This window comes from Chryseobacterium arthrosphaerae (assembly GCF_001684965.1).
In the GTDB taxonomy this organism is placed as follows: Bacteria; Bacteroidota; Bacteroidia; order Flavobacteriales; family Weeksellaceae; genus Chryseobacterium; species Chryseobacterium arthrosphaerae.
Window position 1 is genome coordinate 702,973 of record NZ_MAYG01000012.1, and the last position, 12,872, is coordinate 715,844.

21 protein-coding genes are annotated in these 12,872 nt (G+C 37.2%); 20 read left to right on the forward strand and 1 reads right to left on the reverse strand.

Features of this window, described 5'->3' with window-relative positions; genetic code table 11:
- Positions 1 to 18: 18 nt before the first annotated feature.
- The 18 genes from rplX (at position 19) to BBI00_RS18645 (ending at position 9,672) form a co-directional block, all read left to right on the forward strand.
- Entirely contained in the window at positions 19 to 345 is a 327-nt protein-coding gene (gene rplX / locus BBI00_RS18560) for a 50S ribosomal protein L24 (RefSeq protein WP_002983229.1), read from the forward strand.
- Positions 346 to 358: 13 nt separating this feature from the next.
- On the forward strand, positions 359 to 910 hold the full coding sequence (gene rplE / locus BBI00_RS18565; RefSeq protein ID WP_065400324.1) for a 50S ribosomal protein L5: 552 nt from the start codon (positions 359 to 361) through the stop codon (positions 908 to 910).
- 3 nt (positions 911 to 913) lie between these two features.
- Complete coding sequence (gene rpsN / locus BBI00_RS18570; RefSeq protein ID WP_002983233.1) at positions 914 to 1,183, forward strand: 30S ribosomal protein S14; 270 nt, start codon at positions 914 to 916, stop codon at positions 1,181 to 1,183.
- 146 nt (positions 1,184 to 1,329) lie between these two features.
- Positions 1,330 to 1,728, forward strand: coding sequence for a 30S ribosomal protein S8 (gene rpsH, locus BBI00_RS18575; RefSeq protein ID WP_002983236.1), 399 nt, complete (start codon positions 1,330 to 1,332; stop codon positions 1,726 to 1,728).
- A 17-nt stretch (positions 1,729 to 1,745) separates the two neighbouring features.
- A complete protein-coding gene (gene rplF, locus BBI00_RS18580; RefSeq protein WP_065400325.1) occupies positions 1,746 to 2,291 on the forward strand; it encodes a 50S ribosomal protein L6 in 546 nt (181 codons plus the stop codon).
- Between the two features lie 15 nt (positions 2,292 to 2,306).
- The gene (gene rplR, locus BBI00_RS18585) at positions 2,307 to 2,660 is read left to right on the forward strand and encodes a 50S ribosomal protein L18 (protein WP_065400326.1); all 354 of its coding nucleotides are present in this window, start codon (positions 2,307 to 2,309) and stop codon (positions 2,658 to 2,660) included.
- A gap of 19 nt (positions 2,661 to 2,679) precedes the next feature.
- The gene (gene rpsE, locus BBI00_RS18590) at positions 2,680 to 3,201 is read left to right on the forward strand and encodes a 30S ribosomal protein S5 (RefSeq protein ID WP_065395922.1); all 522 of its coding nucleotides are present in this window, start codon (positions 2,680 to 2,682) and stop codon (positions 3,199 to 3,201) included.
- A gap of 11 nt (positions 3,202 to 3,212) precedes the next feature.
- Positions 3,213 to 3,389: a 50S ribosomal protein L30 gene (gene rpmD, locus BBI00_RS18595; protein WP_027371710.1), complete on the forward strand. Its 177-nt coding sequence runs from the start codon at positions 3,213 to 3,215 to the stop codon at positions 3,387 to 3,389.
- A gap of 21 nt (positions 3,390 to 3,410) precedes the next feature.
- On the forward strand, positions 3,411 to 3,860 hold the full coding sequence (rplO, locus tag BBI00_RS18600) for a 50S ribosomal protein L15 (RefSeq protein WP_065400327.1): 450 nt from the start codon (positions 3,411 to 3,413) through the stop codon (positions 3,858 to 3,860).
- Between the two features lie 9 nt (positions 3,861 to 3,869).
- A complete protein-coding gene (gene secY / locus BBI00_RS18605) occupies positions 3,870 to 5,249 on the forward strand; it encodes a preprotein translocase subunit SecY (protein WP_002983253.1) in 1,380 nt (459 codons plus the stop codon).
- Positions 5,250 to 5,252: 3 nt separating this feature from the next.
- On the forward strand, positions 5,253 to 5,468 hold the full coding sequence (infA, locus tag BBI00_RS18610) for a translation initiation factor IF-1 (protein ID WP_002983257.1): 216 nt from the start codon (positions 5,253 to 5,255) through the stop codon (positions 5,466 to 5,468).
- Between the two features lie 62 nt (positions 5,469 to 5,530).
- Positions 5,531 to 5,647 (forward strand): 50S ribosomal protein L36, encoded by a 117-nt coding sequence (rpmJ, locus tag BBI00_RS18615; protein ID WP_007839480.1) that lies wholly within the window; start codon positions 5,531 to 5,533, stop codon positions 5,645 to 5,647.
- Positions 5,648 to 5,656: 9 nt separating this feature from the next.
- Positions 5,657 to 6,034: a 30S ribosomal protein S13 gene (gene rpsM / locus BBI00_RS18620; RefSeq protein ID WP_002983260.1), complete on the forward strand. Its 378-nt coding sequence runs from the start codon at positions 5,657 to 5,659 to the stop codon at positions 6,032 to 6,034.
- Between the two features lie 12 nt (positions 6,035 to 6,046).
- Positions 6,047 to 6,436: a 30S ribosomal protein S11 gene (rpsK, locus tag BBI00_RS18625; RefSeq protein WP_034694697.1), complete on the forward strand. Its 390-nt coding sequence runs from the start codon at positions 6,047 to 6,049 to the stop codon at positions 6,434 to 6,436.
- Positions 6,437 to 6,455: 19 nt separating this feature from the next.
- Positions 6,456 to 7,064 (forward strand): 30S ribosomal protein S4, encoded by a 609-nt coding sequence (gene rpsD / locus BBI00_RS18630; RefSeq protein WP_045491111.1) that lies wholly within the window; start codon positions 6,456 to 6,458, stop codon positions 7,062 to 7,064.
- A 33-nt stretch (positions 7,065 to 7,097) separates the two neighbouring features.
- On the forward strand, positions 7,098 to 8,093 hold the full coding sequence (locus BBI00_RS18635) for a DNA-directed RNA polymerase subunit alpha (RefSeq protein ID WP_065400328.1): 996 nt from the start codon (positions 7,098 to 7,100) through the stop codon (positions 8,091 to 8,093).
- Positions 8,094 to 8,099: 6 nt separating this feature from the next.
- Positions 8,100 to 8,621, forward strand: coding sequence for a 50S ribosomal protein L17 (rplQ, locus tag BBI00_RS18640; protein WP_027371704.1), 522 nt, complete (start codon positions 8,100 to 8,102; stop codon positions 8,619 to 8,621).
- A 226-nt stretch (positions 8,622 to 8,847) separates the two neighbouring features.
- Positions 8,848 to 9,672 carry an N-acetylmuramoyl-L-alanine amidase gene (locus BBI00_RS18645; RefSeq protein WP_065400329.1) on the forward strand — a complete coding sequence of 275 codons (825 nt, stop codon included), beginning with the start codon at positions 8,848 to 8,850 and terminating at the stop codon, positions 9,670 to 9,672.
- Between the two features lie 51 nt (positions 9,673 to 9,723).
- On the opposite strand, the gene BBI00_RS18650 is transcribed toward BBI00_RS18645, so the two are convergent.
- Positions 9,724 to 10,158, reverse strand: a complete 435-nt coding sequence (locus BBI00_RS18650) for a hypothetical protein (protein WP_065400330.1) — start codon at positions 10,156 to 10,158, stop codon at positions 9,724 to 9,726.
- A 66-nt stretch (positions 10,159 to 10,224) separates the two neighbouring features.
- Here BBI00_RS18650 and BBI00_RS18655 point away from each other — a divergent pair, with 66 nt between their 5' ends.
- On the forward strand, positions 10,225 to 12,078 hold the full coding sequence (locus BBI00_RS18655) for a glycoside hydrolase family 35 protein (RefSeq protein WP_065400436.1): 1,854 nt from the start codon (positions 10,225 to 10,227) through the stop codon (positions 12,076 to 12,078).
- Between the two features lie 158 nt (positions 12,079 to 12,236).
- Complete coding sequence (locus BBI00_RS18660) at positions 12,237 to 12,869, forward strand: response regulator transcription factor (protein ID WP_065400331.1); 633 nt, start codon at positions 12,237 to 12,239, stop codon at positions 12,867 to 12,869.
- Positions 12,870 to 12,872: the final 3 nt, after the last annotated feature.

Below are 12,872 nucleotides of genomic sequence, written 5' to 3' on the forward strand. Positions count from 1 at the left end.
TTAAAATTTTTTAAAGAAATGTCAAAGTTAAAAATAAAAAGAGGAGATAACGTAATCATTACTACTGGTAAGAAAGATATCAAAGGTAAGACTGGTGAAGTTATTGAAGTGATCAAGAAAGAAGGAAGAGACCCTAGAGTAGTTGTTGCAGGACTTAACATCATCAAAAAGCACGTTAAGCCTTCAGCTTCAAATCCTCAAGGAGGAATCGTTGAAAGAGAAGCTTCTATTCATATCTCAAACGTAGCTTTAGTAGGTAAAGACGGAAAAGCTATCAAAGTAGGTTACAAAATCGAAGGAGATAAGAAAGTAAGAATCAACAAAAAAACGGGTGAAACTTTATAATTTTAAATAACACATGGAATATATAGCAAGACCCAAAAAAGCATATAAAGAGACAATTGTTCCTGCAATGATGGAAGAATTCGGGTATAAGTCAGTAATGCAAGTACCTAAATTAGAGAAAATCGTTGTATCACAAGGTTTAGGTGATGCTACTGCAGACAAGAAAATCATTGATTATGCTGTAGAAGAGCTTACAAATATCACTGGTCAAAAGGCTGTTGGTACGATCTCTAAGAAAGACGAAGCTGCTTTCAAATTGAGAAAAGGTATGCCGGTAGGTGCAAAAGTTACCCTTAGAGGAAACCAGATGTATGAATTCTTAGACAGACTTACTTCTTCTGCTTTGCCTCGTATCAGAGATTTCTCTGGAATCAAAGCGGATGGTTTCGATGGTAGAGGTAACTACAACTTAGGTATTACTGAGCAGATTATCTTCCCTGAAATCGTAATTGACAAAGTGAAAAAAATCCAGGGGATGGACATCACTTTCGTTACAACTGCGAAAACAGATAAAGAAGCTAAAGCATTATTAACTCACTTCGGTTTACCATTTAAAAAGAACTAAGAAATGGCTAAAGAATCAATGAAAGCGCGTGAGCGCAAAAGAGAAGCACTAGTTGCTAAATACGCTGCTAAAAGACAAGCTCTTAAAGAAGCTGGTGATTACGAAGGACTTCAAAAATTGCCTAAAAATGCTTCTCCTGTAAGATTACACAACAGATGTAAACTGACAGGTAGACCAAGAGGATACATGAGAACGTTCGGTATTTCCAGAGTAACTTTCAGAGAAATGGCAAACAACGGTCTTATCCCAGGTGTAAGAAAAGCTAGTTGGTAATAATTACTAATTAAAATCGGGACAATTAAGTTGTCAGGATACTAAAGAATAAAAATATCAGACCGAAGATTTCTGAAGTCTGATATTTTAATCTTCAAGTCTTTTCAATACTGATTGTTCTTTAACCAATAATTTATAAAAGAAAAATGGTAACAGATCCAATTTCAGATTTCCTAACAAGAGTAAGGAACGCACAAAGCGCAGGCCACAAAGTGGTGGAAATTCCTGCATCGAAAATCAAAAAGGAGATTACTAAGATCCTATTTGATCAAGGGTATATCTTAAACTACAAGTTTGAAGATAACGCTGTTCAAGGAGTGATCAAAATCGCTTTAAAGTACGATAAGCAAACCAACAAACCGGCTATCAAGTCTATCCAAAGAGCTTCTAGACCAGGTTTGAGACAGTACAAAGGTTCAGCTGAGCTTCCAAGAGTACTAAACGGTTTGGGTATTTCTATCATCTCTACTTCTAAAGGAGTAATGACTGACAAGAAAGCTAGAGAAGAGAAAGTAGGCGGTGAAGTAATCTGCTATGTTTATTAATTTTTAATCAGAGGAAAATGTCAAGAATTGGTAAAGCAATTATAACAATTCCAGCAGGAGTTACAATCACTGAAAACAACGGTGTAGTAACTGTAAAAGGAGCTAAAGGAGAACTTTCTCAGGAGCTTACTGCAGGAATTACTTTAGAACAGAAAGATGGTGAACTTAACGTAAACAGACCATCTGATTCTAAACAACACAAAGCGCTTCACGGTTTATACAGAGCGTTGATCAACAACATGATTGTTGGTGTTTCAGAAGGTTTCGAAAAGAAACTAGAACTAGTAGGGGTAGGATACAGAGCTTCTCACGCAGGTCAAAAACTTGAGTTGGCTTTAGGATTCTCTCACGGTATCGTATTAGAACTTCCAAGCGAAGTGAAAGTTGATACATTGACTGAAAAAGGTAAAAACCCAATTATTACTTTAACGTCTCATGACAAGCAACTTCTAGGAATGGTTACTGCAAAGATCCGTTCTTTCAGAAAGCCTGAGCCATACAAAGGAAAAGGTGTAAGATTCGTTGGTGAAAATGTTAGACGTAAAGCTGGTAAATCTGCTTAATAAATTATAAGTATTATGGCATTAAGTAAATTAGAAAAAAGAATAAGAATCAAAAGAAGAGTAAGAGGAAAAATCTCTGGTTCTTCTGAATTGCCAAGATTATCTGTATACAAAAGTAATAAGGAAATTTACGCTCAGTTAATCGACGATAAAAACGGTACAACTCTGGCATCAGCTTCTTCAAGAGAGAAAGGAGTAGACGCTAAAGGTACTAAGACAGAAGTTTCTGCTGCTGTTGGTAAAGCTATTGCTGCTAAAGCTATCGCTGCAGGAATCGAAAATATTGTATTCGACAGAAACGGTTTCGTATACCACGGTAGAGTGAAAGCTCTAGCAGATGGTGCGAGAGAAGGAGGACTTAAATTCTAATCATTAAATTTCGGAAAATATGTTAGGACTAGATAATATAGAAAGAGTAAAACCGGGAGGATTAGAATTAAAAGATCGTCTCGTAGCTGTTAACAGAGTAACAAAAGTAACAAAAGGAGGTAGAGCTTTCGGATTTTCTGCTATCGTAGTTGTAGGTAACGAAGATGGAGTAATCGGTTTCGGTTTAGGAAAATCTAAAGAGGTTGCTTCTGCAATTGCTAAAGCAGTTGAAGACGCTAAGAAAAACCTTGTTAAGGTTCCAGTAATGAACCACACTATTCCTCACCAAACTACTGCTAGATACGGTGGTGCAGATATCTTCTTAAGACCTGCTTCTCACGGTACAGGGCTTATCGCCGGTGGTGCGGTAAGAGCGGTATTGGAATCAGCTGGTATTCACGATATCCTTTCAAAATCTAAAGGATCTTCTAACCCTCACAACGTGGTGAAAGCTACTTTCAAAGCGTTATTGGATATCAGAAGACCTGAAGAAATCGCTAGAATGAGAGGAGTTTCTCTAAGTAAAGTGTTTAACGGTTAATAATTAAAACAATGGCAACAATTAAAGTAAAGCAAGTAAGAAGCGCTATTGGTAGAACAAAAACCCAAAAGAGAACGCTTGAAGCATTAGGATTAAAAAAACTTCACCAAGTTGTAGAGCACGAAGCTACTCCTTCTATCTTAGGAATGATAGCTGCTGTGGGTCACTTACTGGAAGTTCAAAAATAATTTTATAAAAGAGAAATTAAAATGAATTTAAATAACATAAAACCTGCTGCAGGATCTACTTTCAACTCAAAAAGAATTGGTAGAGGTCAAGGTACTGGAAAAGGAGGTACTTCAACAAAAGGTCACAAAGGTCAAAAATCTAGAGCGGGTTATTCTCAGAAAATCGGTTTCGAAGGTGGACAGATGCCTTTACAAAGAAGACTACCTAAATTCGGTTTCAAAAACGTAAACAGAAAAGAGTTTAGAGGAGTGAATCTTGATACAATCCAAACTTTAATCGAGAACAAATCCATCACTGGAGATATCACGAAAGAAGTTTTGGTAGAAAACGGAATCATTTCTAAAAACGAATTAGTGAAAATTATGGGTAGAGGAGAATTGAAATCTGCGGTTTCAATCTCTGCTGACAAATTCACTAAATCTGCTGAAGAGCTTATTGCTAAGGCAGGTGGAAAAGCAATTACCTTATAATACTTACTAATGAAAGAATTTATACAAACACTTAAAAATATTTGGAGTCTTAAAGAGCTTAGAGATAAAATTCTCTTTACTTTAGGAATTATCCTTGTGTATAGATTCGCATCTTATATCTCACTTCCCGCAATTAACCTTGCAGAGGTGGGAGATCTCTTAGAGCATTATAAAAATCAAGGCGGTAACAAGCAAGGAGCAGGTCTCCTTGGCTTGCTTTCGTCGTTTACGGGGGGAGCTTTCAGCCACGCTTCCGTAATGGCGTTAGGAATCATGCCTTATATTTCTGCTTCTATTATTGTTCAGTTGATGGGGATGGCTATTCCTTATCTTCAGAAGCTTCAGAAAGATGGAGAGTCAGGTAGAAATACATTGAACCAAATTACAAGATGGTTAACGATCGGGGTTTGTCTGGTACAGGCACCTTCTTACTTAACTTCTATTACTCAATTATTCTTACCCTATGCTCAGTTCCAGTCTGCATATTATGTAGAGCCTAATTCAATCATGTTCTGGTTACCAAGTATTGTTATTCTTGTAGCCGGTTCAGTATTTGCAATGTGGCTAGGTGAAAAGATTACCGATAAGGGAATCGGAAATGGTATCTCTATCCTTATTATGGTGGGGATCCTTTCAAGATTACCTGAGGCATTCGTACAGGAGATGGCCGTGCAGAACGGTAAAGGAGGAATGGGATCTATCATGATCCTTATTGAAGTATTATTCTGGATGTTGGTAGTTCTTTTAGCAGTGATCTTATCAGTAGCTGTTAGAAAAATTCCAATTCAGTATGTAAGCAGAGCTCAAGCAAGAGGAGGTGTAAACAGAAATCTTATGCAGGGAGCAAGACAATGGATCCCATTGAAAGTAAATGCTGCTGGTGTAATGCCGATTATCTTTGCCCAGGCATTGATGTTCGTACCAGGATTATTAACAAAATTCGATGAGTCTAACACTTTTCTTGCAGGTTTCAAGAATGTTTTTAGCTGGCAGTACAACGTATTGTTTGCGCTATTAATTATTATCTTCTCATTTTTCTATACTGCGATTACTATTCCGGTAAACCAGATGGCTGATGATTTAAAGAGAAACGGAGGTTTAGTACCGAAAGTAAGACCCGGAAAAGAGACCGCTGATTATTTAGATGATATTTTATCAAAAATTACCTTGCCAGGTGCAATTTTTTTATCTATCTTTGCAGTCCTTCCGGCAATTGTGCATGGAAGCTTTGTTCAGACAGATGCGTTTGCCCTATTTTTCGGGGGAACGTCACTATTAATTATGGTGGGTGTAATTTTAGATACAGTTCAACAGATTAATACATATCTGCTGAACCATCACTATGATGGCTTAATGCAGTCTAAATTATCAAGAACGACTGGATATTAATTTATGGCAAAACAAAAACATATTGAACAGGATGGCGTGATCGTGGAAGCACTTTCGAACGCCATGTTCCGTGTAGAGCTGGAAAATGGGCATATCCTTATTGCTCATATCTCCGGCAAAATGAGAATGCATTATATTAAACTTTTACCTGGTGATAAGGTAAAACTAGAAATGTCTCCCTATGATTTAACGAAAGGGAGAATCACATTTAGATACTAAAACAATTAGCCAAATGGAATACCCATTCCATTTGGCATTTGTAAAAAATAAATACTATCAAAATGAAAGTAAGAGCATCAATTAAAAAAAGAAGCGCTGATTGCAAAATCGTACGCAGAAAAGGTGTACTATTCGTAATCAACAAGAAGAACCCAAAATTTAAACAAAGACAAGGTTAACATTAAATTATGGCGAGAATTGCAGGTATTGATTTACCAAAAAACAAAAGAGGTGTTATCGGTTTAACTTACATCTATGGAGTAGGAAGAAGTACTTCTTCTGAAATCCTTAAAGCTGCCGGTATCAGCGAAGACAAGAAAGTCAACGAATGGAATGACGATGAATTGGCTGCAATCAGAACATATATCTCTGAAAACGTAAAAGTAGAAGGAGAATTGAGATCTGAAGTGCAATTGAACATCAAGAGATTGATGGACATAGGATGCCAACGAGGAATACGTCACAGACTTGGATTACCTTTAAGAGGCCAGAGAACGAAAAACAACTCTAGAACACGTAAAGGGAAGAGAAAAACTGTTGCTAACAAGAAAAAAGCTAGTAAATAATCGTTAGGAATTATGGCAAAACAAACTAAAGTAGTTAAAAAAAGAAAAGTAAAAGTTGAAGCTATTGGTGAAGCTCATATTCAGGCTTCTTTCAATAACATCATCATTTCTTTAACAAATAAAAACGGAGAGGTTATCTCTTGGGCTTCTGCCGGTAAAATGGGATTCAGAGGTTCTAAAAAGAATACTCCATTTGCTGCTCAGATGGCAGCTGAAAATTGCTCTGCTGTAGCTCACGAAGCTGGTTTAAGAAGAGTAAAGGTGTTTGTGAAAGGTCCAGGTGCAGGTAGAGAATCTGCTATCAGATCTATCCACAATTCAGGAATTGAAGTTAGCGAAATCGTTGATGTGACTCCAATGCCACACAACGGATGTAGACCACCAAAAAGAAGAAGAGTTTAATTTTTAGAATTTACCCATTATGGCAAGATATATTGGACCTAAAACTAAGATTGCTAGAAAGTTTGGTGCTGCAATCTACGGAGATGATAAAAACTTCGAAAAAAGAAAGAACCAACCGCCAGGACAACACGGTCCTAACAAAAGAAGAGGTGCTAAAAAATCAGAATACGCAGTTCAGTTGGCTGAAAAACAAAAAGCTAAATATACTTACGGTATCTTAGAAAGACAGTTTGCTAACTTATTTGAAAAAGCACACAGAAGTAAAGGGGTAACAGGGGAAGTTCTATTACAACTTTGTGAATCAAGATTGGATAACGTAGTTTACAGATTAGGTTTTGCTAAAACAAGATCTGGTGCTAGACAATTGGTTTCTCACAGACACATCACTGTGAACGGAGAAATACTTAATATCCCTTCTTACTTGGTAAAAGCTGGTGATGTAATCGCTGTAAGAGAAAAGTCTAAGTCTCTTGAAGTTGTTACCAATGCATTGGCTTCTAAGTCAAACTATGAGTGGTTACAATTCAACGATGAGAAGAAAGAAGGTACCTTCATTTCTGCTCCTGAAAGAATCCAGATTCCGGAAGACATCAAGGAGAACCTTATCGTCGAACTTTACTCTAAATAATTTTTTAATCAAATTTTTGCTCAACCCAATAATATGGCAATTTTACAATTCATAAAACCCGATAAAGTAATTTTACTTAACTCTGATGAATTTAAAGGTCAATTCGAATTCAGACCTTTGGAACCAGGTTTCGGGCTTACAATCGGTAATGCTTTGAGAAGAGTGTTGCTTTCTTCTCTGGAAGGATATGCTATTTCATCTATCAAAATAGAAGGTGTAGAGCACGAATTTTCAACTATTCCAGGAGTAATCGAAGACGTTACCGAAATTATTCTTAACCTAAAGCAGGTAAGATTAAAAGCTGCAGCAGAAGGCCAGGCTAATGAGCAGGTTGTTGCTAAAGTTTCAGGTCAAACGATTATTACTGCTGGTGATTTAGGAAAATCGATCAACGGATTCGAGGTTTTAAACCCGGATTTAGTGATTTGTAACCTGAACACTGATGTAACTTTCGAAATTACTTTCAATATTGAAAAAGGAAGAGGATATGTTCCTTCTGAACAAAATAAGTCAAACAATGCACCTGTAGGTACTATTGCTATTGACTCTATTTTCACGCCGATCAAGAAAGTACAGTACAGCATTGAAAATTATCGTGTAGAGCAAAAAACAGACTACGAAAAACTTGTATTAGATATAGAAACTGACGGGTCTATCAGCCCTCAGAATGCTTTAACAGAAGCTTCTAAGATATTAATTTATCACTTCATGTTATTCTCTGATGAGAGAATCACCCTTGAAACTGAAGCTGTAAAAGCATCTATCCAATATGATGAGGAAACTCTTCATACAAGACAATTACTTAAGTCTAAATTAGCAGATATGGATCTTTCCGTAAGAGCCCTTAACTGTCTGAAAGCAGCTGAAGTAGAAACTCTTGGAGAATTGGTTTCTTACAGTAAGTCTGATTTGATGAAATTCAGAAATTTTGGTAAAAAATCTTTGACAGAACTAGAAGAATTAGTGCATTCAAAAGGTCTTAACTTCGGTTTCGACGTTGCAAAATATAAGTTAGACGCTGATAAATAATTAATAATGAGACACGGTAAAAAATTCAATCACTTAGGAAGAACAGCTTCTCACAGAAGTGCTTTACTTTCTAATATGGCTTGTTCTCTAATTGAGCATAAAAGAATCAACACTACTGTAGCTAAAGCTAAAGCTTTAAGAGTATATGTTGAGCCTCTATTAACAAAAGCAAAAGAAGATACTACACACAACAGAAGAGTAGTATTCTCTTACCTTCAAAATAAATTTGCGGTTGCTGAATTATTCAGAACTGTAGCTCCTAAAATCGCTGAAAGAAACGGTGGTTATACAAGAATCATCAAGACAGGATTCAGACCAGGTGATGCTGCTGATACTGCTCTTATCGAATTAGTAGATTTCAACGAGCTTTACAACCCGAATGCTGAGGAGAAAAAAGCTACAAGAAGAAGCAGAAGATCAACTGCTGCACCTAAAAAAGCTGAAGCGGTAGTAGCTGAAGCTCCTGCAGTAGAAGAGAAAGTAGAAGAAGCTAAAGCTGATACTACTGAAGAAAAAACTGAAGAATAATATTCATTCAGATATCAATAGAAAACCATCCGGAATCCGGATGGTTTTTTTTATGCCGGCTCCGGATAATCATTTTCAAAAAGAGAAATATCCTGTTTAAGGTGATAAATCAGAATAAAATGTTGAATTTTTAATTAAATCATTCGAAATATGAATGGTTTTCTTTATTTCTTTAACGCTTAATTAATTTTTTTAGAATAAATTTGCAGGCTTAATAAAACTAATCATGATTATCGTAGAGGATAAGTTAGAAAAAACAATTTCCGGGGAGAGTGTTAACTTTGTAGAGACACCCAATAAAGAGGGAATTATTATTCCTGAATACATTATCATTCATTTTACTGCGGGACATGGGGTTGAAAATACCATCAACTGGTTTAAAGAACCTACAGCGAAAGCTTCCGTTCATGTTATTATTGATAGGGACGGGAGGATTACTCAAATGGTAGAGTTCAATAAAAAAGCCTGGCATGCCGGAAGAAGCCGGTGGGCAGACCGATCAGGATTCAATGACTTTTCCATCAGTATAGAACTGGAAAATCCGGGAAAACTTAAAAAAGTCAATGAAAGATACTACTCATGGTTTGAAAAAGAATATCCGAAAGATGTAGTGGTAGAGGCGATGCATAAACATGAGAATACTACTTCCTATTGGCATAGCTTTACGGAAAGACAGATAGAGAGCTGTTTTCAGGTTTGTAAATTACTGACTGAAACCTATAATATTAAAGATATTCTGGGGCATGATGACATTGCACCTTTCAGGAAAAATGATCCCGGGCCTGCGTTTCCTATGGAAAGTCTCAGGGCAAAATTATTTGGAAGGGAGGATGATACTGCAGATATGTACAATGTAGTGGCAGATTTTGCCAACGTAAGAAAGGATGCCAGAACTGAGTCAGACCTTATTGTGAAACTCAAAAAGAATACCCCGGTTGAATTCATTAAGAGTAAGTTGGGATGGTTTTATGTCTATGTTTTAATGGAGGCAGGAAAAGATGGGGAACCCGTATATGGGTGGATCAATAGTGATCTGCTGGAGAAAGTCTGAGTATATCAATATAAAATAAAATGTCCCTCAATATTGAGGGACATTTTATTTTTAAATCTTTGTTCTTTTCAGTTCGATGATGTTATTGCCTTGCTCCAGGTGAATACTGTCTCCTTTTACCTTTGCGGTCATATCATCCTTTTTGTACACGGTTTCATCCCCGTTGGTTTCCGATTTGGGAAGAGTGAATGTTTTCTTGTTGCTGGTAATAGCTACCGTGCTTTCCTTCGGATCATTTTTAAATACTACTTTTACAAGAGTTCCGTCTGTAGCTTTATAAACATAATCGGTTTTCTCTGTTTTCTGACCATTCATGTCTACTGTAGAGGAACTTTGAGTTACAGAATCTATTTTTCCGTTGGTATCTGTAATAACTGTTTCTGAGCTGTCTGTTTTGATAACGCTTTTGTTTCCGCTTTCATTTTTTTTGCAGCTGATGGCTGTTAAGGTAAGTACTGCACCCAGTACCAGAAGACTTTTTTTCATGATTATATTATTTGATATTCAATATGATTTTTATTCTTTAATTTTACAAAAATCATGCCTTCAAATATGAGAAATTTCAGCCGGTATTTATATAGTATTCTTTTTGTTTTCTTCATTAATACGATGTTTTCCCAAAAAGGAAATTTTGAAATTAAAAACGGTCATTTTTTATTGAACGGAAAACCATTCACCATCTATTCCGGGGAAATGCATTACCCAAGAGTACCATCGGAATACTGGAAGCACAGGATGCAGATGATGAAAGCAATGGGATTGAATACCGTGACCACTTACGTCTTCTGGAATTACCATGAAGAAGCACCCGGAAAATGGAATTTTTCAGGAGAAAAAGATCTGCGCAGATTTATAAAAACAGCACAGGAGGTCGGGTTGTATGTTATCATTCGTCCCGGACCTTATGTATGTGCAGAATGGGAATTCGGAGGGTATCCGTGGTGGCTGCAAAAAAATAAAAATCTGGAAATAAGAAGAGATAATAAAGCTTTTCTGGATGAATGTGAAAAATACATCAATCAGCTTGCGGGGCAGATCGTTCCGCTGCAGATCAATAATGGAGGCCCTGTCATCATGGTACAGGCAGAAAATGAATTTGGATCTTACGTTGCCCAGAGAAAAGATATACCGTTGGAAGAACACCGTAAATACAGCCATAAAATAAAAGACATGCTGTTGAAGGGGGGCATCACTGTTCCGTTATTTACTTCGGATGGAAGCTCGCTTTTTAAAGGTGGCTCTATAGACGGTGCTTTACCCACTGCCAACGGAGAAAGCGATATTGAGGTTTTAAAGAAAAGCATCAATGAATACAATGGAGGAAAAGGTCCGTATATGGTAGCAGAGTATTACCCGGGATGGCTGGACCACTGGGCAGAGCCCTTTGTGAAAGTTGCTGCAGAAGAAGTGGTGAAGCAAACAGACTTATACATAAAAAATGGAGTTTCTTTCAACTATTATATGATTCACGGTGGCACCAACTTCGGCTTTACAAGCGGGGCCAATTATAATAAAGATTTTGACATTCAGCCGGATATTACAAGTTATGATTATGATGCTCCTATCAGTGAATCAGGTTTGGCAACCCCGAAATACAATGCTTTAAGAGAAATATTTCAAAAAATAAATCCTGGCAAGCTTCCGGAAGTCCCGAAAGCACCAAAGGTAATCACGATCCCGGCCATTGGGTTTACAAAAGTCGCCAGCCTGTTTGACGTGATCAGTAAAATAAAGCCTGTTACCGGTGATCAGCCTCTTACATTTGAAGATCTGAATATCGGAAACGGATATGTTGTATACAGGAGAATATCTGATAAAGCTCAAAAAGGATTATTGGAGATCAGGGGATTGAGAGACTATGCCAATATTTATGTGAACGGAGTCTGGAAAGGTGAGCTGAACAGGATCAATAAAAAATACGCTGTTGACATTGACCTCAAAGCCGGGGACCGGTTGGATATTATGGTGGAAAATATGGGGCGTATCAATTACGGTGCAGAGATCGTTCATAATCTGAAAGGCATCATAGAACCTGTCCGGATTAATGGAAGTACCATTTCAGGAAATTGGCAGATGTTTTCTTTACCATTTGATCAATTTCCCAAACATACGTATCAGAAAAAAAATATTGCTGATCGTGTTCCGGTCATTCAGGAAGCAGAATTTAAACTCGATGAAACCGGAGATACTTTTCTCGATATGCGGAACTTTGGGAAAGGCATTGTCTTTATCAACGGTAAAAATATCGGCAGATACTGGAGTGTGGCCGGGCCTCAGCAGACATTATATATTCCCGGAGTCTGGTTAAAAAAAGGGAAGAATCTCGTCCAGGTTTTTGAACAGATCAGGCCTCAGAATACAGTCAGCAGCATAGATCATCCGATCCTGGATCAGCTGGTTAAATAATTCATAAATTATTTAAATGAAACTGAACTTTGCAATGAAAAATTGATTAAATTTAATAGAGAAAAACTAACCATAATTATAAACTCATTAAAGATTACACAAAAGTGTAATTGATTCTTACCTGTTTTCTGTTGAAATTTGCTTCAAACAAAAATGACATGAGCATTTCCATTGCCATAGTAGAAGACGAAAAGAACTACAACAATGCGTTGAAGAAGATCATCAATTATCAGAATGATATGAAGGTGACGGCTCAGTTCTTTGATGGAAGTACGGCATTGAAAAATCTCCCGGAAATCTCCCCGGATGTAGTAATGATGGATATCCAGCTTCCTGATATGCTGGGAATAGAGATCATTGAGCACATCAGAAAGGAGATGTCGGACACCCAGTTCATTATGTGTACAAGCTTTGAAGATGACGAAAAAATCTTCAATTCCTTAAAAGCTGGGGCCATGGGCTACCTTGTAAAAGGAGAAAGCATGGATAAAATTCTGTCGTCCATCCGGGATGTCTATAACGGCGGAGCGCCTATGAGCTTTTCCATCGCCCGGAAAGTCCTGAAACATTTTGAAAAGAAACTGCCCGAGATCAAAGGCTTCGATGAGCTCACAGAGCGTGAAAAGGAAATACTCGAACTGCTTTCACAGGGACTTTTGTACAAAGAAATTGCAGATCAGAAATGCATCAGCATTGATACTGTAAAAAAACATGTAGGCAATATCTACCGGAAACTGCATGTCAGCAACAAAGTAGAAGCAATAAACAAATTTAACAATTTTAAAAACTAAGAA

Excerpts from the sequence above, each read along its gene's own strand:
- rplX (WP_002983229.1), top strand. The coding sequence starts at position 19 with ATGTCAAAGTTAAAAATAAAAAGAGGAGATAACGTAATCATTACTACT.
- rplE (WP_065400324.1), top strand. The coding sequence starts at position 359 with ATGGAATATATAGCAAGACCCAAAAAAGCATATAAAGAGACAATTGTT.
- rpsN (WP_002983233.1), top strand. The coding sequence starts at position 914 with ATGGCTAAAGAATCAATGAAAGCGCGTGAGCGCAAAAGAGAAGCACTA.
- rpsH (WP_002983236.1), top strand. The coding sequence starts at position 1,330 with ATGGTAACAGATCCAATTTCAGATTTCCTAACAAGAGTAAGGAACGCA.
- rplF (WP_065400325.1), top strand. The coding sequence starts at position 1,746 with ATGTCAAGAATTGGTAAAGCAATTATAACAATTCCAGCAGGAGTTACA.
- rplR (WP_065400326.1), top strand. The coding sequence starts at position 2,307 with ATGGCATTAAGTAAATTAGAAAAAAGAATAAGAATCAAAAGAAGAGTA.
- rpsE (WP_065395922.1), top strand. The coding sequence starts at position 2,680 with ATGTTAGGACTAGATAATATAGAAAGAGTAAAACCGGGAGGATTAGAA.
- rpmD (WP_027371710.1), top strand. The coding sequence starts at position 3,213 with ATGGCAACAATTAAAGTAAAGCAAGTAAGAAGCGCTATTGGTAGAACA.
- rplO (WP_065400327.1), top strand. The coding sequence starts at position 3,411 with ATGAATTTAAATAACATAAAACCTGCTGCAGGATCTACTTTCAACTCA.
- secY (WP_002983253.1), top strand. The coding sequence starts at position 3,870 with ATGAAAGAATTTATACAAACACTTAAAAATATTTGGAGTCTTAAAGAG.
- infA (WP_002983257.1), top strand. The coding sequence starts at position 5,253 with ATGGCAAAACAAAAACATATTGAACAGGATGGCGTGATCGTGGAAGCA.
- rpmJ (WP_007839480.1), top strand. The coding sequence starts at position 5,531 with ATGAAAGTAAGAGCATCAATTAAAAAAAGAAGCGCTGATTGCAAAATC.
- rpsM (WP_002983260.1), top strand. The coding sequence starts at position 5,657 with ATGGCGAGAATTGCAGGTATTGATTTACCAAAAAACAAAAGAGGTGTT.
- rpsK (WP_034694697.1), top strand. The coding sequence starts at position 6,047 with ATGGCAAAACAAACTAAAGTAGTTAAAAAAAGAAAAGTAAAAGTTGAA.
- rpsD (WP_045491111.1), top strand. The coding sequence starts at position 6,456 with ATGGCAAGATATATTGGACCTAAAACTAAGATTGCTAGAAAGTTTGGT.
- BBI00_RS18635 (WP_065400328.1), top strand. The coding sequence starts at position 7,098 with ATGGCAATTTTACAATTCATAAAACCCGATAAAGTAATTTTACTTAAC.
- rplQ (WP_027371704.1), top strand. The coding sequence starts at position 8,100 with ATGAGACACGGTAAAAAATTCAATCACTTAGGAAGAACAGCTTCTCAC.
- BBI00_RS18645 (WP_065400329.1), top strand. The coding sequence starts at position 8,848 with ATGATTATCGTAGAGGATAAGTTAGAAAAAACAATTTCCGGGGAGAGT.
- BBI00_RS18650 (WP_065400330.1), bottom strand. The coding sequence starts at position 10,158 with ATGAAAAAAAGTCTTCTGGTACTGGGTGCAGTACTTACCTTAACAGCC.
- BBI00_RS18655 (WP_065400436.1), top strand. The coding sequence starts at position 10,225 with ATGAGAAATTTCAGCCGGTATTTATATAGTATTCTTTTTGTTTTCTTC.
- BBI00_RS18660 (WP_065400331.1), top strand. The coding sequence starts at position 12,237 with ATGAGCATTTCCATTGCCATAGTAGAAGACGAAAAGAACTACAACAAT.